At 57.8% G+C, this 20,435-nt stretch carries 20 protein-coding genes; 10 read left to right on the top strand and 10 right to left on the bottom strand.

The genetic code is table 11. From position 1 onward, the window contains the following. Position 1 precedes the first annotated feature (1 nt). On the top strand, positions 2 to 664 hold the full coding sequence (locus ACFQY0_RS02825) for a hypothetical protein (protein WP_379708874.1): 663 nt from the start codon (positions 2 to 4) through the stop codon (positions 662 to 664). A 13-nt stretch (positions 665 to 677) separates the two neighbouring features. On the opposite strand, the gene ACFQY0_RS02820 is transcribed toward ACFQY0_RS02825, so the two are convergent. Further along, a complete protein-coding gene (locus ACFQY0_RS02820; protein WP_379708872.1) occupies positions 678 to 1,259 on the bottom strand; it encodes a hypothetical protein in 582 nt (193 codons plus the stop codon). 382 nt (positions 1,260 to 1,641) lie between these two features. Between ACFQY0_RS02820 and ACFQY0_RS02815 the strand changes: the two genes are divergently transcribed. From ACFQY0_RS02815 to ACFQY0_RS02800, 4 genes are all read left to right on the top strand, one after another. Further along, on the top strand, positions 1,642 to 2,019 hold the full coding sequence (locus tag ACFQY0_RS02815; RefSeq protein ID WP_379708870.1) for a hypothetical protein: 378 nt from the start codon (positions 1,642 to 1,644) through the stop codon (positions 2,017 to 2,019). A gap of 145 nt (positions 2,020 to 2,164) precedes the next feature. Continuing rightward, positions 2,165 to 3,187: a peptidylprolyl isomerase gene (locus ACFQY0_RS02810; protein WP_379708868.1), complete on the top strand. Its 1,023-nt coding sequence runs from the start codon at positions 2,165 to 2,167 to the stop codon at positions 3,185 to 3,187. Positions 3,188 to 3,205: 18 nt separating this feature from the next. Next, the gene (pdxA, locus tag ACFQY0_RS02805) at positions 3,206 to 4,069 is read left to right on the top strand and encodes a 4-hydroxythreonine-4-phosphate dehydrogenase PdxA (RefSeq protein WP_379708866.1); all 864 of its coding nucleotides are present in this window, start codon (positions 3,206 to 3,208) and stop codon (positions 4,067 to 4,069) included. A gap of 3 nt (positions 4,070 to 4,072) precedes the next feature. Next, positions 4,073 to 4,876: an MBL fold metallo-hydrolase gene (locus tag ACFQY0_RS02800; RefSeq protein ID WP_379708864.1), complete on the top strand. Its 804-nt coding sequence runs from the start codon at positions 4,073 to 4,075 to the stop codon at positions 4,874 to 4,876. 10 nt (positions 4,877 to 4,886) lie between these two features. Here ACFQY0_RS02800 and ACFQY0_RS02795 read toward each other — a convergent pair whose 3' ends face one another. From ACFQY0_RS02795 to ACFQY0_RS02780, 4 genes are all read right to left on the bottom strand, one after another. After that, entirely contained in the window at positions 4,887 to 5,690 is an 804-nt protein-coding gene (locus tag ACFQY0_RS02795; RefSeq protein WP_379708862.1) for an SDR family NAD(P)-dependent oxidoreductase, read from the bottom strand. A gap of 15 nt (positions 5,691 to 5,705) precedes the next feature. Then, positions 5,706 to 6,128, bottom strand: a complete 423-nt coding sequence (locus tag ACFQY0_RS02790) for a DUF6941 family protein (RefSeq protein ID WP_379708860.1) — start codon at positions 6,126 to 6,128, stop codon at positions 5,706 to 5,708. 364 nt (positions 6,129 to 6,492) lie between these two features. Further along, positions 6,493 to 8,571: a penicillin-binding transpeptidase domain-containing protein gene (locus tag ACFQY0_RS02785; protein WP_379708858.1), complete on the bottom strand. Its 2,079-nt coding sequence runs from the start codon at positions 8,569 to 8,571 to the stop codon at positions 6,493 to 6,495. Positions 8,572 to 8,614: 43 nt separating this feature from the next. Then, positions 8,615 to 9,232, bottom strand: a complete 618-nt coding sequence (locus ACFQY0_RS02780; RefSeq protein ID WP_379708856.1) for a hypothetical protein — start codon at positions 9,230 to 9,232, stop codon at positions 8,615 to 8,617. A 242-nt stretch (positions 9,233 to 9,474) separates the two neighbouring features. Between ACFQY0_RS02780 and ACFQY0_RS02775 the strand changes: the two genes are divergently transcribed. Next, positions 9,475 to 11,466 (top strand): alpha-amylase family glycosyl hydrolase, encoded by a 1,992-nt coding sequence (locus tag ACFQY0_RS02775; RefSeq protein ID WP_379708854.1) that lies wholly within the window; start codon positions 9,475 to 9,477, stop codon positions 11,464 to 11,466. 1 nt (position 11,467) lies between these two features. On the opposite strand, the gene ACFQY0_RS02770 is transcribed toward ACFQY0_RS02775, so the two are convergent. Continuing rightward, the gene (locus ACFQY0_RS02770; RefSeq protein WP_379708852.1) at positions 11,468 to 12,493 is read right to left on the bottom strand and encodes a DUF6973 domain-containing protein; all 1,026 of its coding nucleotides are present in this window, start codon (positions 12,491 to 12,493) and stop codon (positions 11,468 to 11,470) included. Between the two features lie 161 nt (positions 12,494 to 12,654). On the opposite strand from ACFQY0_RS02770, the gene ACFQY0_RS02765 reads away from it, so the two are divergent. Then, on the top strand, positions 12,655 to 13,833 hold the full coding sequence (locus tag ACFQY0_RS02765) for a right-handed parallel beta-helix repeat-containing protein (protein ID WP_379708850.1): 1,179 nt from the start codon (positions 12,655 to 12,657) through the stop codon (positions 13,831 to 13,833). A gap of 60 nt (positions 13,834 to 13,893) precedes the next feature. Here the strand turns inward: ACFQY0_RS02765 and ACFQY0_RS02760 are convergent, their stop codons facing one another. Beyond that, entirely contained in the window at positions 13,894 to 14,445 is a 552-nt protein-coding gene (locus ACFQY0_RS02760) for a TlpA family protein disulfide reductase (protein ID WP_379708848.1), read from the bottom strand. A gap of 175 nt (positions 14,446 to 14,620) precedes the next feature. On the opposite strand from ACFQY0_RS02760, the gene ACFQY0_RS02755 reads away from it, so the two are divergent. Continuing rightward, the gene (locus tag ACFQY0_RS02755; RefSeq protein ID WP_379708846.1) at positions 14,621 to 15,628 is read left to right on the top strand and encodes a metallophosphoesterase; all 1,008 of its coding nucleotides are present in this window, start codon (positions 14,621 to 14,623) and stop codon (positions 15,626 to 15,628) included. 65 nt (positions 15,629 to 15,693) lie between these two features. Here ACFQY0_RS02755 and ACFQY0_RS02750 read toward each other — a convergent pair whose 3' ends face one another. Both ACFQY0_RS02750 and ACFQY0_RS02745 read right to left on the bottom strand, forming a co-directional pair. Further along, positions 15,694 to 16,683 (bottom strand): hypothetical protein, encoded by a 990-nt coding sequence (locus ACFQY0_RS02750; protein ID WP_379708844.1) that lies wholly within the window; start codon positions 16,681 to 16,683, stop codon positions 15,694 to 15,696. After that, positions 16,680 to 17,600, bottom strand: a complete 921-nt coding sequence (locus tag ACFQY0_RS02745; RefSeq protein WP_379708842.1) for an ABC transporter ATP-binding protein — start codon at positions 17,598 to 17,600, stop codon at positions 16,680 to 16,682. Before ACFQY0_RS02745 ends, ACFQY0_RS02750 begins: the two co-directional genes overlap by 4 nt. Positions 17,601 to 17,727: 127 nt before the next feature. On the opposite strand from ACFQY0_RS02745, the gene msrA reads away from it, so the two are divergent. Both msrA and ACFQY0_RS02735 read left to right on the top strand, forming a co-directional pair. After that, on the top strand, positions 17,728 to 18,339 hold the full coding sequence (gene msrA / locus ACFQY0_RS02740) for a peptide-methionine (S)-S-oxide reductase MsrA (RefSeq protein ID WP_379708840.1): 612 nt from the start codon (positions 17,728 to 17,730) through the stop codon (positions 18,337 to 18,339). 53 nt (positions 18,340 to 18,392) lie between these two features. Further along, positions 18,393 to 19,010 carry a hypothetical protein gene (locus ACFQY0_RS02735; protein WP_379708838.1) on the top strand — a complete coding sequence of 206 codons (618 nt, stop codon included), beginning with the start codon at positions 18,393 to 18,395 and terminating at the stop codon, positions 19,008 to 19,010. Between the two features lie 118 nt (positions 19,011 to 19,128). Here ACFQY0_RS02735 and ACFQY0_RS02730 read toward each other — a convergent pair whose 3' ends face one another. Further along, the gene (locus ACFQY0_RS02730) at positions 19,129 to 20,244 is read right to left on the bottom strand and encodes an aldo/keto reductase (protein ID WP_379708836.1); all 1,116 of its coding nucleotides are present in this window, start codon (positions 20,242 to 20,244) and stop codon (positions 19,129 to 19,131) included. Between the last annotated feature and the right edge of the window lie 191 nt (positions 20,245 to 20,435).

Here is a 20,435-nt window from a genome sequence, read left to right as displayed (position 1 = left end):
CATGCGAGTTTTTATCCCCACTTGTGAGACGGCTGTCTGCACCATCCCGGAATGGCATCGTGCCGACATGAAAGGCAGCGAAGAGGAAATCACCTCTCCTTCCGGATGGTCTCCGGGCGCCCTCAACCTTGCTCAAGGCATTGCCCAGAAGCTCCACGCGCAGCTTCTCCATGCCGACATGAGCCGATTGCTCATCGACCTCTCGAAGCATCCCGAAGACGATGAACGCTGGAGCCGATTCTCCCAGAAGCTCACGCCCGACCAGCGGCAGAGGCTCGATGAGCGGCAGAAGAAATACTACCTGGATACCTTCGTTCAGCGAGTGGAGGACGCCTTGAAACGCAATGATGAGATCATTCATCTATCCGTAGACACGCGTCCCAACCTCGGTGACACTCACATCGTCTTCAGCTACGATAGTCGTAGTAGCTCCGAGGCGGATTGGGTCAACGAATGGATCCACGCAATCCGCGCCCAACTTCCGGAGGTGGTCATCCAGATCGAAGGCACCCCGACCCGGAGCCTCGCCGGATACATGAGGACCCGCTTCCCCGCCAATTTCTCTTCGGTTCAGATCATCGTGAACCAAGCAACTTTCCTCGAGGGAAAACCAATCAAGTGGATCGACCTGAAAAAGGTGATCACCACCACCGTCCCCCGCTGATCGCCGCCAGTCACTAACGACCGAGCATGCTCTTGGTGTCGTCAATCGTCAGACCCCGCTGGCTTTTCCAGTCGGTGATTTCGGGTTGCTCGAATGAACTCTGGCGGGCATCGACATGGGCGTTCGAATATTTCGTGACGTTCGACTCACCACCTTCACGCGCCGCACCCGTCGCATGGGTTCCGGTGGCGTATCGGCTTCCCGAGGCGGAGGACGTCATGGTGTTTTCCAGCGCCCCTTGGGAGTTGTAACGGGAGCCCTGCTGGAAACGGCTGCCATCCGTGTCGCCGCCATAGATCTTTTTCTCGTAGTCCTTGCTCCCCCAGAACGATTTCTTGGTGTAGTCCTTGGCCGCAAAATCGCGCTTGGCGATTTCGCCCTCAAAGAACTTGTTCGCCCCGACGCTTCCTTCTTCCGCCGCCTTCTCGCCACCCTTCTGCATCATCGGGTTGGTCTTGGCGTAGCGTCCGATCATTTTGTCGGAATCGTCATCAAATAAATCACCCGATTTCTGCTGGAAACCCTGCTGGGGCGCAGGGGCCGGGGCAGCTGCCTCGCTCCCTTCATTGCCACAGGCCGCAAGGAATGCGGACATCCCTGCAAGTGAAAGAACCTGGATCAATCGGAGCATCTGAGCGGCACGCTGCCAGAAATCCCCCCCCTCCGCAACCGGGAAAGCCGTTCTATTCTCCAAGCCCTCGGGCATGAGCTCCTTCCCGGTCAATCACGACCAGCATCGGGCGACAGCAGACTTCGCAGTCGTAGTCCAGCTCAGCGGGCAGTTCGTCGGGCCCCGGGGATGCGACATCGAACCACTCAAAGCAAGTCGGGCACTGAACGCTGACGGTTTCCATCACCCACAAATACCCCCACACGGCACCACAGCAACTCTAACGCGATGGAAATTGACCCATGTAACGCATCGTGATAGGAATTTTTGCGGAGCGAAGCTCCCCCAAACTACTACTATTATCATGATGAAGACGTCCCATTACGCGCTACTTGCCGCTCTCCCATTCGCATTTGCTTCCTGCTCCGAGTCCCAACAGGCTGAAGTTGAACAAAAATCCGAGGAAATGGCCGCGGAAACCAAGGCTGCTGCTGAAGAAACAGCAGACAAGGCTGAGGCCGCTGCCGAAGACGCCAAGGATGCCACCGAAAATGCGGCCGCAGAGACGGGCGCAGCTGTCGACAATGCTGCCGCCGCGACTGAAGAGGCCGCAGAAGACGCTGCCAACTCCGTTGAAAGCGCGGCTGAAGATGCCGTTGACGAAACCAAGAAGGCCGCCGATGCCGCTGCTGAAAGCGCTGCAGATGGCCTCGAAAAGGCTGCCGACGCCGTGCGCCCGGAATAATTCTCTCTGAGAATATTCCTTTTCCCAAAGTCCCGCCCCCGCATTATCGGTGGCGGGACTTTTCTTTTAGTTTCGTTAAACGAAGGACTTTCGCCGCTTGCATTCGCTCTTCCTGCGTTGAACATCATCGCATCCACCGTCGCCAATGAATAAATCTTGGATTCTACTCCTCTGCCTGCCCGCTGCAGCACTCGCCCAAGAGCCTGCTCCGCCGAATCCTGCTCCTCCTTCAGGACTGATCGAAGTCAACCGCATCGCCGCCACCGTCAACGGATTGCCGATCACCGCCAAGGAAGTCGGTGTCATGCTTTCACCCCTGATCGGCCAGCTGATGGCTGAATTCCCGCGTCGTGGACCAGAGTTCGATCGACGACTCAAGGAAGCTCAGGACAACATTCTTCAAGAGCTCATCGACCGCCAGCTCATCATGGCCGAGTTCAAGAAGATGCAGCAGAGAGGAGCCAATCTTCCGGACAGCGTGGTCGACGCGGAGATCGACCGTCAGATTCAGACCCTTTACAATGGCGACAGCGAAAAGTTCCGCCAAGAGCTCTCCAAAGCTCAAATGGGCATGGGAAGCTATCGCAATTTGACCCGCGAAAAGCTCATTGTTCAGGCGATGCGGAGTGAGAAATTCAAGGATGCGCCCCCTCCAATTCCGGGTGAAGTTCAGAAGGAATATGCGGAGTCGAAAGATACTCTGCGGGACATTTCCAAGGACTCGATTACCTACCGGAAAATCTTCCTTCCCCGTCTGGACCCATCCAACCCCCTCGCGACCCCGGAGTCGCAGTTGAGTCTGGCCGAGACCCTCGCCGATGAGATCCGCAACGGTGCTGATTTTGCGGAGCTGGCCGAGAAGCATTCCCAGGATGCATTTGCCGCCAATGGCGGACTCCAGGAAGACGTGCCACGGCCTGACCTTTCGCCCGAGTTCGCCGCAATTCTTTTCGACGCCGAATCAGGCAAACTCCTCGGCCCGCTCGAAGACGCGGCAGGCTTCACCATTGCCAAAGTGGAATCGATCAAGAAGGGACCCGCCCCCCCGTTCAGCGATGTCAAAAAGATGATGGAGGATCGGGTCAGGGCCAAGAAGACCTCGGCCCGCTACGAAGCCTGGATCGAAGACCTTCGAAGGAAGGCGATGATCAACATCAAGCTGAAGTAAGCTCACAAGACTCGCGCTATGTCCGCACCCCGGATCCTCATTACCCTGGGTGATCCCGCCGGCATTGGACCCGAGGTCGTTGATAAGGCCCTCGGGTCCGGCAAACTTCCCGGGGGCTTTGACTTTGAAGTCATCGGTGACAGGGATCAGGGAATCGCCGGTCACCCGAACCTGGCCTCGGCAGCAGAGTCATGGAAGGCCCTTCAGTTGGCGGGCGAAAAACTCCGCAATGAGGCCGATGTAGTGGCTGTCGTCACCGCCCCCGTTTCAAAGGCACAACTCGAACGCGTCGGATTTCCATTTCCCGGGCAAACCGAGTATTTTGCCAGTCTCTTCGGCTGCAAAAACTACGCCATGTGCCTCTCTGGCGAGACCCTGACCGTGGGGCTTGCGGGGATTCACCTTCCGCTCCGGGAAGTAGCTTCTTGTCTAACACCCGAGTCCATCTGCTTGGTCGGGGAGCTTCTTGCGGACTTCGTCCGGCGGCGCTTTGGCTCTAACAGCAAGATCGCGGTTTGTGGGCTCAACCCCCACGCTGGTGAAGGAGGGAAATTCGGCGATGAGGAGACTCGGATCATTCAACCTGCCATCGATGAACTTGAAAGGCGCTTCCCTGGCGTCTTCAGCGGCCCTCATGTCCCCGATGCCATCTTTCGAGACGCCGCTCGAGGAGCCTACCAGGCCGTGCTGGCGATGTATCACGATCAGGGACTGATTCCCCTCAAGCTCCTTGATTTCGACACAGCCGTGAATGTGACGCTCGGCCTCCCGAAACCCCGAACCAGCCCCGATCACGGAACGGCATTCGATATTGCTGGGAAGGGCATCGCCCGACCGGATTCGATGATTCACGCCATCCGTCTCGCCTGCGAACTTGCTTAAGCCATGGACCTTTACGATGCACCCGCCGATGTCGTCCGAAAATCAATCATCGGACGAGGCCTCACTCCTGAAGCTCTTGCCACGATGGCGGGTCTCCCGACCCGCGAGCTCATGGGTTTTCTTAATGGCGATTTCGATGCACGGCTCGCTCGCATGCTGGCTCCGCTTCTCGAAATCGATTCCGCGGCGCTGTGCCACTTGCCGGACTACCAACCGGAATCCCCCGACCTTGGCCGAATTCGCCAATTCGAGGCTCCCTTCGAGGATGAGGAAGTGAACATCTGGTTCATCGAGGCTGATGGAACAACTCTCGTCATCGACTGCGGATTCAGGCCGAAGGATTTCGAGGCACAAATCGAGGCCCTTGGTGATCAGGCGATTCACGTGCTGATCACCCACGCCCACCGCGACCACATCGGAGGACTTTCGGCCGCGTCCCAAAGCATGCTTACCTCGATTCACTCTCCTTCGGGAGTCAGCAACTCAATTGCAGTTTCTGCCGGTGAGCTTCTTGAGCTCGGTCCTTTCACGGTCCAGGCCGTCGACCTCTCAGGGCATCACCCGGAGACTCTCGGCTACCTCATCAAGGGCCCCGGCGTTGAGGCATTCGCCGTTGGCGATGCCGTGTTTGCCGGATCGATCGGTGGTTGCCCCGACTCCTCCGCTTTTGCGCTCGCGCGCAGGACAATTGAGGCGGCTTTCTCCGAAATCGCGCCAGGGATGACGCTCCTTCCCGGACATGGTCCTGCCACCAGCTTGGGAAGCGAGATTCGATCGAATCCTTTTTTGGCCTCGTGGCTCAGGTGAACGCGGGTGGTTACCTGCGGGGACGTGTTCCCATGGCGAGCCGGATCAGAACGATCGGCAAGGCCGAGATCACCACGGCCGCCGCCGCGACCTGCCAACCGGGGAAAACCCTCGCCCGATTCGCTGAAGCACCTAGCAGCGCTTCCCTAACAACCTGCTCGGCTTCCACATAGAAGAACTCACGACCTGGAAACTTGTTGCCGGATCCTTCCTTCATCGCGACCTCACCGAACTCCGTGTGAACCGGGCCGGGACAGAGGGCCGTTACGCTAATCCCATGGGGCGCCACCTCGATTCGGAGAGCCTCCGAAAAGCTTGTCACGTATGCCTTTGTCGCGGCGTAAACGGCAAAGTCCGGAATGGGAAGGAGACTCGCCAATGAACTGACATTGATGATGGATCCCCCTCCGCCCGCCTTCATCAGGGGGACGAGTGCATGCGCAAGATGAGTGAGGGCCTCGATGTTCAATTTCAACATCGACTCGAGTTTCGGCCACTCCGCTTCCGAAAACTCCCCGTAATCGCCCATCCCAGCGTTGTTTACAAGAAGGTCGGGCTGGAGCTTGGCAGCGGCGATTTTCGCAATGACCGCCTCCCTGGCAGAGGGATCCGTTAGATCGGCGCTGAGCACGCCGACTTCGAGGCCGGCGTGCTCAGCCCGGAGAATCCGGGCGAGCTTTTCGAGCCGCTCGCCACGCCTCGCGATCAGAACCAGCGTTCGACACGCTGGCGCCAACTGGCGGGCAAATTCCTCACCAAGGCCGGATGATGCGCCCGTGACGACGGCACAACGGCGAATGTCCTGTGCGCTCATCCCCTTGGACCAAAGTTACTGCTGAGGCTGACCGTCCTGCTGAACCTGAACGATTCGCAGCGGCAGGCGCATCAGGAGTTCGTCATCACATCCGATATCGATCGAGAAGATCCCAGCCTTCGGGAAACGCAGACCCTGTAGGTTCATGATCAGGTTGCGGGTGAGGAAGGGAACGTTCGGAGGAAGCTGCACATCGAACTCAGGCTCGATGGGCATGTTTTCAGCGTCCAGAGACAGACCGTCTTCATCAATGATGTTGATCGAAAGCTTGTGGCGACCTGCATCCTCCTGCGTGAAGCAAAACCGAAGGGCCAGCGCACAGTTTGGGTGAACGACCGGCACGGCACGTGCGGCGAGTGTGTCAAAGGCACCCGTTACCACGAGTTTGCCATTGTAGTCGGCTGCGAAGTCACAGAGAGCTGCAATTTGGATATCCATAAATAATGTCGTATTCGATTGATCCCCGCTGAGCTGCAACGGGACGAGCCGTATTTGAAGCTTAAGCGGACCAAGGTCCAGCGCCGAAAGCTGGAACTGTCATCATGGCGATCAAGCTAGGGGAAGAAATGGGACCAGGATGGATGGGATAAATAGGATGAAGACAACGAAATCCAATTATCTTGGTGGTGATCGTCATGGTTGAACCTCAATTCTAGCCTGAACTGAGGGCAATGATTTCAAAATCCTACCCACCTGTCCCGCCATAGCCTTGGCGACGGAGGATCCTATCCATCTTGGTCCGAAAAAATTCAGCTGGAGCCGATTCTCTCCCTAACTTGATCGCGCTGGAACTGTCATCCAATTAGGGCCCGGGTTCGAATCCACCCGTCGAGTCCCGCAGTTCATCCTCATTGACGGGGATTGCCCGTGGTGCCACATCCTCCTCGATTTCCACTGGAACCGCAGCAGGTGCCTCAATTTCTTCCGGAATTCCATCGGGAAATGCTTCTTCGAGCTCAAGCGGACTCACAGGTATAGCGCGTAGCACTCCTTCCGTATCCTCCTGGACTTCCAATTCGTCGACGATCATCACCGCCTTCGGCGCAGGCGCAACCATCTCCTGGATCTCATCCTTAAAGCTGTTGAAAAAAGCGGGCACCATCGGGCAGGCGTTGCCGGAGCCGCTCACTTTCTGACCAGGCCGACCTTCGTAAAGACAGGCGAAAGCCAGCCGTGGCTGATCATAAGGAAGGAATCCGGCGAACCAGGCTACTCCCTGACTTTTTGATTCGGGACCCCACTGACCGGTGCCCGTCTTTCCGCAAACCTCCGTCCAAGAGAGTCCGGCAGATCGACCTGTGCCGCCTGCCACCACTTCGCGCATCCCATCCCTAACCGTATCCAAGGCTTCCTGCTCAATGCCGAGCCAGTTCCGACGCTCAGGCTGCGCGGTACGAATCACTCGACCAAAAGTGTCTTGGACCTGCATCATCAGGTGAAGCTTCGGCAAGGCACCGCCGTTCGCGATTCCGGCCATTCCCTGAGCGACTTGCAGCGGGGTCGCCAGAACCGCTCCCTGGCCGATCGACCAGTTGGCGGCATCCCCTTCCGTAATCGGACGACCGAGGGTCTTCTGCACATATTCCGCCGTCGGGATGAGACCCGACTCCTCGCCAATCAGCGGCAGCCCTGATGTCGTGCCATAACCAAGACGACGCGCCAATCCGAGGAACTCGCCGGATCCGACACGGTTTCCGACCTGGGCAAACCACGGGTTGTTCGACCACTTGATCGCATTCTTCACCGATAGATCCCCGTAAGGTGAGCGCGACCAGTTCCACAACTTGTGGTTCCCATAGCTGATGTATGCCGGACAGTAGACCGTGGTGCTCGGCGTAATGGTCCCCTCGTTAAGGGCCGCCAGTGCCACGATCGGCTTGAAGGAAGAGGCCGGTGGATAGCGGCCTTGAAAGGCTCGGGCGTAAAGCGGTTTGTCGTCGCTTTCGCGAAGCACATCATAGTCCTTCTGACTGATTCCGGGGATCCATTTGTTCAGATCGAACGATGGCTTCGAGGCCATCACAAGCACCTCACCCGTCGCGACATCGATTACCACGATGGCACCTCGCCGCGAGTGGCTATCCAGCACCTCTTCGGCACGTTTCTGCCAACGCAGATTCAGCGTCGAGACCACGGTGCCACCTGAACGCGGGCGACCTTTCTGGCTATTGAGCAACTGATTTCCGTTCTCATCGAAAATCATCTGCAGGGCCGCCGGTTTGCCCTTCAGCTCGTTGTCATAGATTTTCTCAAAGCCTGCACGTCCTTCCCCCTCGATCCAGAGAGGCTCCAGCGGATTGATGGGTCCGGTCTCCATCTTTCCCACCAGTCCGGTGTAGCCGATGATATGAGAGGCGACGCTCTTTTCGGGATAGTAACGCTGATAGACCGGCTGCAGCACCAGACCACGAGTCAGCTTCGGCTCAATCTGTGCCTTCTCATCCGCACTGAGGTGGCTTGAAATGTAGTAAGGTAGCCATCGGCGATGACGGTAGTGCTGATAGAGTTGTTCATCGCTAGGCTCGGAAACCGCTGGCCACAGCTGCTTGGCCATTTCGACCCGATCCCTGCCCCATGCGACGATCGCGTCCCGGTCTTCCTTGGGAAACTGCTCGTACTGCACCGCCAGTTGGTAGGCGACGCGATTCTGGGCGAATGGCTTGCCTTCCCGATCGGTGATCTGACCCCGTGGAGCGGGGATCTCCAACTGGATGGTCCTGGCATTCTTCCGATTGAAAATGGAGGCATCATCCGCAGAACTCGCCGCAACGTCGGTTGCCGAATTCAGGGGGTCAGGGTTCGTCGATACCACCTCTTCGGAAAACCCGGAGATGGCAGCAAAGACGAAAAGGAGGATGGGTATGAGTGTTCTAAGGGCCACGGCGACACAGGAAGCTAGTCCTGTAAATCAGGATCGGCAACGCTCAATCCCACATCGAATCCTCCCAATCTTCCGGGTTGCTGCCGATGCTTTTCGCGACCTCAACCGGCAAAAAGACCATTTCGTCCGCCCGTTTGGTGTCCGGATCGAGGGCAAAACGCAGGATTTTCCTCGTCGTGCCCACCCTTTCAATGACGCTCATGTCGATCCAGACATCCAAGCGTCCGTCCTCCTCGGGTTTCACCTTGAGCAGGCCTGGAATTTCGTAGCGGACCCGGCTCACCCCCGGTTCACCCTTCACTCGCCTAAACGCCTTGGAAAATCCCAGATGTTCTTCCGGATACCACTCATCACGATTGGTCTTACTCGTCTTGGTGCGAATGCGGTGCACGATCAGCTTTTCCTGAACACCGCTCTCCCCGAGAGCCTCGATCCTCCAGCGAAATGGTCCATCGAAGGTCGCGAAGCCGCCACCCACGACCATCGCGCTCAACATCATGTTCGGTCCCTTGGTGCCCTCTGGCCGGAACTGAACCCCCACCGTCGCCCCACCCAGCTCAGCCGTTCCCCCCATGGAAGAATAGGTGTGCTTCTTGGCAGATATTCCGACGCAGCCCCCAAGCAGCACGGCCAGTCCAGGGGTTAAAACAGCCCATTTCATCCCAGCTACCTAGCGAGCGGCTCGCCAGCTCGCCAGCACGGATTACCTCCCAGGATCCTCCGATCTCCAAGGTCAGCCCTGGCGACCGCCGTCCTCGCGAAGAATCCTGAAGGCCATCCGCCTGGGATGAGCGATCCTTCACCCGGGACTCGCCGGAGCATCGGTGTCAAACGCACACCGCAGCGCGATGTGACTGAATCAAACCTTCCAGCTGGCTCCCGAACTGCTCATGCTGGAATCAGATGAGCGAACTCCCGAAACTGGTCCAAGATGATCCCTGGCTAAGCCCTTACGCCGATCACATCCGCCATCGGCAGCAACGTCTGAGCGATGAGCTGGCACGGATTCGATCGACGACTGGCGGGCTGAGAGCGCACGCCTTGTCCCATCACTTCACCGGAGTCCATCTTCAGCCCGACGGTCAATGGGTCGTGCGTGAATGGCTCCCCGGCGCAAAAGCCGTTTCGCTGATCGGTGATTTCAATGGCTGGGACCGGCACAGCCATCCCCTTCTGCGCGCCGAGCGGGGAATCTGGCAACTCCGACTCCCGGGCGATGCCCTCAAGCATGGCGAAAAAATCAAGCTTCACATCATTGGGTCCGACGGATCCGCGCGCGACCGGATTCCCGCCTGCATCCTGAGAACCGCTCAGGACCCGGAAAGCCACGACTTTTCCGGCCAGATCTGGCAGCCGGAAAACGAGTACCAGTGGATTCACGAGTTCGATCCATCGGAAATCGATTCTCCCCTGATCTACGAAGCTCACGTCGGCATGTCCGGTGAGGAAGGCCGCGTCCACAGCTACCGCGAGTTCGCCAATACCGTGCTGCCACGCATCAAAAACCTCGGCTACAATGTCGTGCAGCTGATGGCCGTCCAAGAGCATCCCTACTACGGGTCATTCGGCTATCATGTCTCCTCCTTCTTCGCCCCGACCTCGCGCTTTGGCACGCCGGAGGATTTGAAATACCTCGTCGATACCGCTCACGGACTCGGACTGGCGGTGCTGTTAGACGTCGTGCATTCCCACGCCGTCAAGAACATGGCCGAGGGCCTCAACAATCTCGATGGCTCCGGCAACCTCTATTTCCACAGCGACGACCGGGGGGATCACCCGCAGTGGGACTCAAAGTGCTTTGACTACGGACGTCCGGAGGTCCGTCAATTCCTGCTCTCCAACGTCCGCTACTGGATGGAGGAGTTCCGCTTCGATGGCTTTCGCTTCGATGGCGTCACCTCGATGCTCTACTGGCATCGCGGCTCGACCGCCTTCGATCACTACGACAAGTATTTCACCGACGGAGTCGATGAGGACGCGATCCTCTATCTCCAGCTTGCCACCACCCTCGCCCAGCAACTCAAGCCCGGTGCCCTGCTGATTGCCGAAGACATGTCCGGCATGCCGGGGCTCTGCAAACCGATCACCGATGGCGGCGTGGGCTTCACCCACCGCCTCGCCATGGGCATCCCCGATTACTGGATCAAGCTGCTCAAGCACACCCGCGACGAGGACTGGGATCTCGATGAAATGTGGGGCACTCTCACAAACCGCCGATATGGTGAGGCCAACATCTCCTACGCCGAAAGTCACGACCAGGCGCTCGTCGGCGACAAGACCCTCGCCTTCTGGCTGATGGATAAGGAGATGTACTGGCACATGGGGGAAAAGGACGAGAACCCGGTGATCGAGCGCGGCATCGCCCTGCACAAGATGATCCGCCTGATCACTTTCGCGCTGGGTGGCGAGGGATGGCTCAACTTCATGGGTAATGAATTCGGCCACCCCGAGTGGCTCGATTTCCCCCGCGAAGGCAACAATTGGTCCTACCACTACTGCCGTCGTCAGTGGTCGCTCGCCGACCATCCGGATCTCAAATACAAGTTCCTCGCCGCCTTTGAAAAAGGCATGCTCGCCATGGCGAAAGAGAACAACCTCCCCCATCAACCGCCGGCAGAAATCCTCAACATCGACGTCACCAACAAGGTGATCTGCGCTCGAAGGGGAGCGGTGATCTTTGTCTTCAACTGGTCGCACGACAGCTCCGTGGCTGACTACCGTTTCAAGGTGCCCGGTGGCGGCAGGTTCAAGCTGGTGCTCGATACCGATCAACCCGAATACGGGGGTCACGACCGGCTCGACGCCACGGTCGTCCACGAAGTCGACGTGGACGACGAAATCAGCATTTACACCCCGGCCCGCACCGCGATCGCCCTTGCTCCCGTCGAGGCCTGATTTATTCCGGCGCGAGAATCGCTCGGGAATCCTCCATCAGAAGCCGACTGATCTCCGATGCCTCCATGCCACTCATCGCCCACTCGCGGGCCAAGGCGTTGTTGTGGTAATCCATGGCTCGTTCCGCCTCGGTATTGTTAGGCAATGTTTCATGGGCATCCGTGACCTGCTTGGCGAAGTCCGGCCCGAAGGCCCTCGTCAACTGGAAGCTCCAGGTCAAATGCCGGAACGCATCTTCAGGAAAGGACGCATCCTTCAACCTTCGTTCCACGGAACCTGCTTTGGCTCGCGCCGTGATCAACATGATCACCGGTGCCCGCAGGGGGTAAACCGACAGAATCTCCAGCTCGTCCTCGGAAATGACGACCTTGGTCTGCTTCGCGATCTGCCTCAGATCCTCCTTGTCGAAACGCAGACGCTTCGCTTCATCTGGCAGGGTTTCCGTGTAAAGAAGAGCGGATTCCCTTCCGTGCTCCCCAAGCTCCAACTCGACTTTCCCTGACAACTCAAAGTCCCTGACCAGTGAATTCTCCTCGAATAGGGCGCGCAGCCCGGACATCACCTGCCTGAGACAGGCCTCTGGATCCGTGATCGGCAGCGGAGCACTGAGAAAACGGGCTTCGTCAAAGGACTCAAACGGAACTTTCTGCGGCAGGTCCTCGGGATGAAAACCCAAACGAAAATTCTCCAGCTCCAAGCGGGCCTTTGGTGGGAATAGACCAGCCAGTTTCAAGCCCACCGTGTCGGCCTGAAATTGCGAACGCAATTGGTTCCGATTCTTGACGCCAAGATCAAAGCCCACCTCAACTCCCGGGATCTTCACCCTCACCGGTGACGTTACCTTGGCCTCATCGTGATTCAGGTCATGCAAGATGACACCGTGGTCAGCTGCCTTGGCGACCAACCGGGGCACCGCTTCATTCATCACGGAATTTGCAATCGCATTGCGGGCCAGCCAGAGTCCCAACAAGACGACTGCAAGCAATATGCCCAGTCCACCTAACAGCTGCTTCAGCCTCCTTTTCACGAAGAGGACGATCCCCCGACAGCACGCGAGGTTCAACCACGAATCCTCGCATGCCGTTATCCCGCCCTGAACCGCCCGTCGCGTCCGCTGCTCTGTCCTGGGTCCCGCTCCGCTACTCTTTCACGAAACAAATCCGCTGAACCCGTGGTATTCTCACGACGATGATCTCCCGGACACTTGATTCTCTCACCGCTCGATTGCTTGCCATGGGGCAGATCGGAGCTGCCATGCTGATGGCCCTCAGTCCCCCGGCAGACGCCGAAACCTTGCGATGGAATGTGAGGGAGCAATACGGAATCACCGCTGAGGGCATAAAGAAGGCCATCGATCGGGCGAAGCGGCATTTCCGGAAAGCACCCAACGATCACATCATACTCGAATTCGACGAAGGCCGATTCCATCTCCGGGGCAATGATTCCGATCACGGGACAATCGACTTGAGCGGAGTGCGGCCGGGCCCTGAAGGACGACTGATTTTTCAGGGTGCAGGGATGGAACGGACCGTGCTGGTTTTCAGTGACACCATCCATGCCATCTCAGGTCGCAGCGTGTTCCGCGTCACGATGGCCGATATGCACATGACCCGGCAGAACTACACCGTGAGCCAGGGAACCGTCGTTGAGGCAGGCATGGGCCAAGTGGTTCTGGAGATTCAGGACGGCTTTCCTTCTCCAGCGGACATCTTCAACCCGGAAAGCGACCAGGGCCGCTATCTTCGCCGCTACACCAATAGCAAGTCCGACCCGAAGCTTGTGGTGAAAGACAATGCACAACTGGCCTGGACGGAGGCGATTCCCCTTGGGGACAAGCGTTGGCAAATCAATCTTCGGAAGAAAAACCTGAAGCCGAACTACTCGCCCGGAGACCTGATCGGAATCAAATCAAAGCACGGCGGGCAAACTTACTGGCTGATGGGTGGCTCCGACTTCCTTTTCAGATCGGTCAAGTGGACCCATAAGACGCGCGGTGTTTTCCGGGGGGGCTTTGATCGAATCCAGATCATCGACTGTGTCACCGACCGAGCCGCACCCATCGCCGGCCAGACTCCCTGCCTGGCTTCTCCGGGTGGAGGTCCCCAGATTGGTCAGCCTTGGGATCCTCCAACGACGGGAAATATCGTAAGAGACTGTCGGTTCATTGCCTCAGGTGATGACGCCGTGGCCTTCTTCCACGCCACGGGCGAGATTTCCGGTTGCTACATTCAAGACGCCTTCGCCCGGGGAATTCTGGCGTCCAACAGCCCCAAGGCAGTGATCAAGGACAACACCTTGATCCGTTGCCCGGTTCAGCGCAGTAAAGACCACGCTCTGCCCAAAGACCTTTCAGAACTTGTCGAGTGAGGCTGCACTCCCTCCCTAAGACGTCGTCGCTCGCACCCTCTCAATCCCGGGTGATAAGTCCTAATCCGTCTCGCCACTGCCGCCCACGATCTTTTTCAGACCATAGACCAAACCGCCCGGATGTCCGAGCCAGGCAACCCGACCTTCCTGATCGACAATAACAGAAAGAGGAAGCGCCATATGTCCGCTGGCTTTCCGGAAACTGGCGGTCATGTAACCTGCGGGAATCTCCGAGTTATCATCCATTGCTACCCGATAATTCATTCGATCCCCCATTTTCGTGACGAAGCTTTTCACGATCTTCTCGTTCTGCCTCTCACTGACCGTCTGCCCAATGATGACGACTTTGTCCCCATACTCATCCTGAAGTTCCGTCAAATGAGGGATCGCTTTCACACAAGGCGCACACCAGGTTGCCCAGAACTCAATGACGTAAACCGTCCCTTTCTCGTAGCCCTTAACCGGTTCGCCTTTGAGATAAACACCCTGCTTCAGCGGGGGAGCCGGGTCTCCGATCCTCAGCTTCCGATCCCCCTCGTTCGCGGCTTTTTGCTGAGCATCAGCGGGAAGGACCGCCATGCCGACGGCCATCAGCACCGCGGCGATTGTCATGATATGGGAATGGGTTCGCATGGCAGCATTGGGTCGTCAATCGCGTGAATCATACGGATTCGGAGGAGGCCTCCAAGCGAGTTCTTCATCCCATCCGTCATCCTGTGACCGGAAGTTGCAGACATCAGGAGAATTCTCTTCGACTTCAAGATCGCCCCTTGATCTATTTCCCCGAATGAACCCAAAGCTTCCCTTATCCCGCCGCCAGGCATTGAAGACCCTCTTCTGCTCGAGTGTCGCCATGAACCTCAACTTGAGTTCATCCGCCGCGGCCGAGGAATCACTGGGTGGCGCGGAACTCGATCTGATCGCCCTCGGCGATTTCGGAAGCGGTGATGCGAAACAGCAGGCGGTTGCGCGGGCCATGATCCACTACTCGGAGATTCTGGGAAAGAAGCCGGATGGTCTGCTCATGCTGGGCGACAATTTCTATCGCAAGATGCCCGGAGGTCTTGAGTCCAAACGCTGGACCACCGGGTTTTCGGAGATGTATCCCTCTGAGCATTTCCCGAATCCCTGCTGGGCCATTCTTGGAAATCACGACTATCGCGATACCCGCGACAACGAGAAGGTCCAACTCGGTTACGCCGCGTCGCTCGATCGCAAGACCCGCTGGTCCATGCCGGGAAAATACTACCGGGTCGACCTCCCCGCCAGGAATCCTCAGATCACCTTGCTCATGCTCGACACGAATCTGGAGGCGGTCAACCGTCCCCTTCACGGCCCCAAGATCCCCTGCTGGATCACCCCTGAGGAACAAACCGCCCAAAAGGCATGGCTTGAAAAACAACTCTCCTCAAAGCGTGCCGCATTCACGGTCGTCCTCGGCCACCACCCCCTTTATTCCAACGGCAAGTATCAGGGCACACCTCCGCTCATCGACGAAATCGGCAAGCTCTTGGAGAAGGCCGGAGTCCACCTCTATCTGAGCGGTCATGAACACGATCTCCAGCATCTCGAACTCGACGGATTGAAGACATCATTTGTGATTTCCGGCGGCGGCGGAGGTCGTGTTAGAGGCGGAAAGGAAAAACATCCGGACTGCTTCTTTCAGGACGTGCACGGTTTTTCCCACCTCTCGATCAAGGGCGGACGCCTCCATCTCCGCCACATCGATGTGAACGGAAAAATCGTCCATTCGTTCAGCAAGGGAACCGACCACGATTGGAAGATCGGAGCCTAGAATTCCCTATCGCTGATCGATATCAGCGACATCTCGTTGTTGCCTCAATCGCTATCGCTACAAGATCAGAAATCCCGTCGGCAGAAAGACCAGGCTGCAAAGGCCACTAGGACGGCCTCGAAACCGAGCGAACTCCAGATGATGAATGCCGCTGAGTGTCTTGTTAGAGTCCGATCCAACTCCTGATCGCGTTGCGCCTCACCGGTCGTCATCGCATTCATCAGCTGGCTCATCGAGAAGTCCCGCGAGCCCTCGATCGTGATGTAGCGATTCAGAAGCGCGACCGTGTCGGAGGTTTTCGGCAGAAGCTTGTAGCCGGCTGACAGCGCCGGATATCGGTCCTGCCACTGCTGCTGCTCCTCAGCCGTCATCGGCATGTTGCCTTGGGCAGTAGGCACCTCGCCCATCTCGGAAGCCATCCAGCCGAATTCCTCGACGGATTTCGCAATCCAGGCACCGAACCACACGACGAGCGCAGCGAGCACCGAGGCCATCACCGAGCGAGTCCGGATTCCCACAGCGACCATCACCGACCAGAGATAGGAAAACATCAGGACGATCAGTGGCACCGCCCAGAACACCGATGGGTTCCAGGTCCCGACCCTCCAGCGAATCGCGATGAAGACGATCAGGCTGAAGACCGCGGTTTGCAGGACCGCGAACAGCAGACCCGACAGATATTTGAAGAAGAACAACCGCAGTCGCGAGATGGGTTTGCACAACACCGACCCGGCGCTGCCCTCAGCCATGAACTCGGGGAAAATCGGCGAACAAGTGATCAGCGCGAGAATTACCGCCACCCATGAAAGCCAAACTCCGACGATCACCGTACTAAAGATCCCGAGATAGAACATTTCCGCCAGGGGTGAGCCTTTTCGAATGAGATCATTCTCCAAGGAGCCTGCTCCGAAGAGGTAAGTGATGCCGTTCTCATCAAACCCAATGGATAGATAAAGCAGGGCTGCGACCGCCGAAATGCCGAGCGTGATCCAAAACAGCGCCTTGGCGCGCAGCAGGCGTAAAGCGTCGATCAGGATGGCAACAAACTGTCTCATGCCTCCTCCCTTCCCTGCGCTTCCACGGATGCCACGAAGACCTCCTCAAGAGAACTGCGAACCTCCCGGATCTCCCGGATTGCCGCCCCTTCCCTTCGTAGTCGATCAATCAGCGGTTGAATTCCATGCGCATCGTCGGCGAGCAGACTGATCGTGTCGCCTGCGACGCGCATGCCCACGGATTCGAAATGGCTCCTCAGTGGCATCGGCACCGGGCCCACGGTTCGGACTTCATAGCGGCTCTCCTGGTGAGTCAGGTCGGCGATGGATCCCTGCTCGATGATCCTTCCGCGCGCCATGATCGCGACCTTGTCGGCCACTTGTTCCACTTCACCGAGCAAGTGGCTGTTGACGAAAACCGTCCGTCCCTCATCGCGCATGCGTTCGATGATTTTGCGGATTTCAATCCTGCCACCCGGGTCGACACCATCCGTGGGTTCGTCGAGAAACACGATCTCCGGTTCATTGACCAATGCCTGAGCCAGTCCGATCCGCTGGCGCATGCCTTTCGAGTAAGTTCCGTTCTTGCGATCCGCCCACTCCTTCATTCCCACCAGCTCGAGAAGCCGCTCCGCCCTTTCCCTCGCCATCGACGCAGGCACCTTCGCGAGTCCCGCCGAGTAGGCGACGATCTGTCGACCTGTTAGATAGTCGGGAAAACGCGCATGTTCGGGAAGATAGCCGACTTTACCAAGCGTCTGGCGGTGACCGATCTTCTCACCCAGCATGCTTCCTCGGCATTCGGTGGGGCGGACGATTGTCAGCAGCGACTTCACCAGAGTACTCTTTCCTGCCCCGTTCGGACCCAGCAGCCCGAACACAGAACCTCGGGGAACCATCAGGGAAATACCCGCCAGGGCCTCGAAGCGGCCGTAGCATTTCCGCAGCTGCTCGATATCGATTGCGGCTTCACTCATGATGACGCATCCAATCCGGATTCGTCCCCGAGCGAAAGGAAAAGCATCCGCTCCTTTACCAGACCGATTTCCGCACTATACTGCCGTGCACGGGGAATCAGTACCCAGCCAAGTGCCTCACGACCCCATGAAAACACTCCTGTCCTTTATCGCCGTCGCGACCCTTTCCGCCTGTACCGCCATGTCAGAAGAAGACAAGAAGCCCGCCGCCCTGCCTGAAGTTCCTGAAGGCGCGGAAGTTGCCACCCTCGGTGCCGGATGTTTCTGGTGCACCGAAGCCGTTTACGATCAGATCGATGGAGTCTACTCCTCGACCTCCGGATACATGGGCGGCACCGTCAAGGACCCCACCTACCAGCAAATCTGCACCGGCACGACCGGGCATGCGGAGGTTGTTCAGGTGGTCTTTGATCCGAAGAAGCTCAGCTACGAGAAGCTGCTGGATTGGTTCTGGGCGCTCCACGATCCCACAACCCTGAATCGTCAGGGCGCGGACGTCGGCACCCAGTATCGCTCCGCGATTTTCTATCACTCCGAGGAGCAGAAGAAGACGGCCGAAGCCTCGAAAAAGGCCGCAGCCGCCGACTTCAAGGACCCTATCGTCACCGAGATCACCAAGCTGGAAACTTTCTATCCCGCCGAGAACTATCACCAGGACTTCTATTTCCAGAACAAGACGAACGGCTACTGTCGCGCCGTCATCTCTCCCAAGCTGGAAAAACTGAAGCTCAAGAACTGATCTCCGGCTTCTTTGCTCTGGACTCTGGTTTCCTCAGTCCAGAGGCTCCGCGCATGTCAAAATATGCCGGTGAAGAAGTGCTCGTTGTCCCCCGTTCGCTGCTCGATGAAATCGGCAGTTTTGAAGGCATCCGCACGGAAGGCATGGATGCCGCGATCGAGCGCCTGCTTGACCCCGCCAATCATTTTTTCATGGATCGCGCCGAGGCCGAGGACGATCCAAGCCACAAGCAGCTGATTCCCTATTGCGTGATCCGCTGCGGTTCACGGATTCTGAACTACACCCGCGGAAAGGCCGGCGGCGAAGCCCGCCTGCACGCCAAGCGCTCCGTCGGCGTCGGTGGTCACATCAACCCAGTGGACACCGGCGGTGGCCGCACTGGCCCGGATGCCTACCTCGCCGCGGTCGAACGCGAGCTCAGTGAAGAGCTCGTTTTCAAAGTCGAACCCCGCAACAAAATCATCGCCCTGCTCAACGACGAGTCGAATACCGTCGGTCAGGTTCACCTCGGCATTGTTCACGTGATCGAACTCGAGAGCGACGACGTGCAGTCAAACGAGGACGCCCTCGCCGATTTGAATTTCACCGAGCTCAGTGAACTCGCCGGCCCGATGTTCGAGCGTCTCGAAACCTGGTCGCAGTTCTGCGTCAGGCATCTCGCCGAAGCCTAACAAAAACCCTGACCAAAGGCTTCCTAGCCCACCGTCAGGTGGGCGCGGAATCGAAGGGTCGTTCGCAGTGCACCTGAAGGCGGAGCCACGAACGACTTGAGACGGCTTGCGGCGGAGATTACCACTCCGAGCCGAGGCCGTGCCTTCCTGCCAGCTCCAGCAGGTCCTCGCGCATCGGCCACTCATCGGGACGCTCGCTGACCTGGTGACGTTTGCTGGCGCCCTTCAGAATCATGCAGCCGGTATTGTCACCGATGGCTTTGATCTCATCGACTTCTTCAATCGAGAGTCGAACATCCGGCAAGACGGCAAACTCCTTGATCTGCTCTTCAATCGGTCGGGCATGTTCTCCGGCTTCCTGAATGAAAGTCGGAACCACACTTTCCACAGCCGGCTGACTCAAGTTCCAGATCGCTGCGAACTGCGCCATGTTCAGATCATGACGTGCCGCCACGTCCTTCATCTTTTCAATCTTTTCCAGGCCTCGCTCGACCCAGCCTTCCGGACGGTAAGCGCGATGATCACCTGCCTTCAGTTCGTGGCCGACTTCAATATCTCCAAAGAAAAGTCCGCCGTAATCCACGACTCGCGTCAGCACTTTCACGCCATGCTTTTCACAAACAGGAAGCGTCAGCCCAACGGGCCAGGGCTCGAGCGGGTTGAGAATCAGCATCGCCCAATCCATCACTTCGCCGTAGCGTTCGATGCAATCGATCACATCCAGCGTGAAGCCGTTCGCTGGTCCTGGGGCCAGTCCGAGACGATCCGTTAGACCGCCTTCCTTTACTTTACTCAATCCCCTCCAGACCGCCTCACTCGTGAAGCCGGTCTCATCCGGGTTGTGAAGCATCATCAGGTCGAAGCGATCGGCGCCGCAGCGCTCGAGCGACTTCTCTGTCGCCATCCGAATATACGACTCGTAGCCATCCTCACCGCGAAGATCAGGATCCGTGAAGCGCGGGTAACCCCGGCTGCCTTGACGCTGGCCGTTGTAGAAATCGTGACCCAGCATGCCGACAAGGCAGTAGCTCTCGCGATCGACACCTTTCAGAGCCTGACCGAGCAATTCATCCGCCTTGCCATTCCCATAGACATCCGCTGTGACGAAAGTCCGAAAGCCGGCTTCGTAAGCTGTCTGGATGCAGCCCATGTAGCGCTCCTCACTGAGTGTCTCACCAAAGTGCATGAAACGTCCGCCGCTCCATGTCCCGTATGCCGTCGTGGTCAAATCCATGCGCGGGAAATAGGTGGTCTTTCCTCCCGGGTCAACGGCGTGAGAGAATGCGCGGATAATCCAGCGCGATCCGCCAATGGCTCCCCAAGAAAGAACTCATCATCGTCCGGGAGCCACCCATCCCTCCTCCTCACCCACTTCCTCCGCCGTAAGCACGATGGAAACATTTAAAACATTCGATTTAAACTACC

This window comes from Haloferula chungangensis, from assembly GCF_042664875.1.
Classification (GTDB): domain Bacteria; phylum Verrucomicrobiota; class Verrucomicrobiia; order Verrucomicrobiales; family Akkermansiaceae; genus Haloferula; species Haloferula chungangensis.
This window is presented reverse-complemented; position numbering and strand designations above follow the sequence as displayed.

Excerpts from the sequence above, each read along its gene's own strand:
- ACFQY0_RS02825 (WP_379708874.1), top strand. The coding sequence starts at position 2 with ATGCGAGTTTTTATCCCCACTTGTGAGACGGCTGTCTGCACCATCCCG.
- ACFQY0_RS02820 (WP_379708872.1), bottom strand. The coding sequence starts at position 1,259 with ATGTCCGCATTCCTTGCGGCCTGTGGCAATGAAGGGAGCGAGGCAGCT.
- ACFQY0_RS02815 (WP_379708870.1), top strand. The coding sequence starts at position 1,642 with ATGAAGACGTCCCATTACGCGCTACTTGCCGCTCTCCCATTCGCATTT.
- ACFQY0_RS02810 (WP_379708868.1), top strand. The coding sequence starts at position 2,165 with ATGAATAAATCTTGGATTCTACTCCTCTGCCTGCCCGCTGCAGCACTC.
- pdxA (WP_379708866.1), top strand. The coding sequence starts at position 3,206 with ATGTCCGCACCCCGGATCCTCATTACCCTGGGTGATCCCGCCGGCATT.
- ACFQY0_RS02800 (WP_379708864.1), top strand. The coding sequence starts at position 4,073 with ATGGACCTTTACGATGCACCCGCCGATGTCGTCCGAAAATCAATCATC.
- ACFQY0_RS02795 (WP_379708862.1), bottom strand. The coding sequence starts at position 5,690 with ATGAGCGCACAGGACATTCGCCGTTGTGCCGTCGTCACGGGCGCATCA.
- ACFQY0_RS02790 (WP_379708860.1), bottom strand. The coding sequence starts at position 6,128 with ATGGATATCCAAATTGCAGCTCTCTGTGACTTCGCAGCCGACTACAAT.
- ACFQY0_RS02780 (WP_379708856.1), bottom strand. The coding sequence starts at position 9,232 with ATGAAATGGGCTGTTTTAACCCCTGGACTGGCCGTGCTGCTTGGGGGC.
- ACFQY0_RS02775 (WP_379708854.1), top strand. The coding sequence starts at position 9,475 with ATGAGCGAACTCCCGAAACTGGTCCAAGATGATCCCTGGCTAAGCCCT.
- ACFQY0_RS02765 (WP_379708850.1), top strand. The coding sequence starts at position 12,655 with ATGATCTCCCGGACACTTGATTCTCTCACCGCTCGATTGCTTGCCATG.
- ACFQY0_RS02760 (WP_379708848.1), bottom strand. The coding sequence starts at position 14,445 with ATGACAATCGCCGCGGTGCTGATGGCCGTCGGCATGGCGGTCCTTCCC.
- ACFQY0_RS02755 (WP_379708846.1), top strand. The coding sequence starts at position 14,621 with ATGAACCCAAAGCTTCCCTTATCCCGCCGCCAGGCATTGAAGACCCTC.
- ACFQY0_RS02750 (WP_379708844.1), bottom strand. The coding sequence starts at position 16,683 with ATGAGACAGTTTGTTGCCATCCTGATCGACGCTTTACGCCTGCTGCGC.
- ACFQY0_RS02745 (WP_379708842.1), bottom strand. The coding sequence starts at position 17,600 with ATGAGTGAAGCCGCAATCGATATCGAGCAGCTGCGGAAATGCTACGGC.
- msrA (WP_379708840.1), top strand. The coding sequence starts at position 17,728 with ATGAAAACACTCCTGTCCTTTATCGCCGTCGCGACCCTTTCCGCCTGT.
- ACFQY0_RS02735 (WP_379708838.1), top strand. The coding sequence starts at position 18,393 with ATGTCAAAATATGCCGGTGAAGAAGTGCTCGTTGTCCCCCGTTCGCTG.
- ACFQY0_RS02730 (WP_379708836.1), bottom strand. The coding sequence starts at position 20,244 with ATGGATTTGACCACGACGGCATACGGGACATGGAGCGGCGGACGTTTC.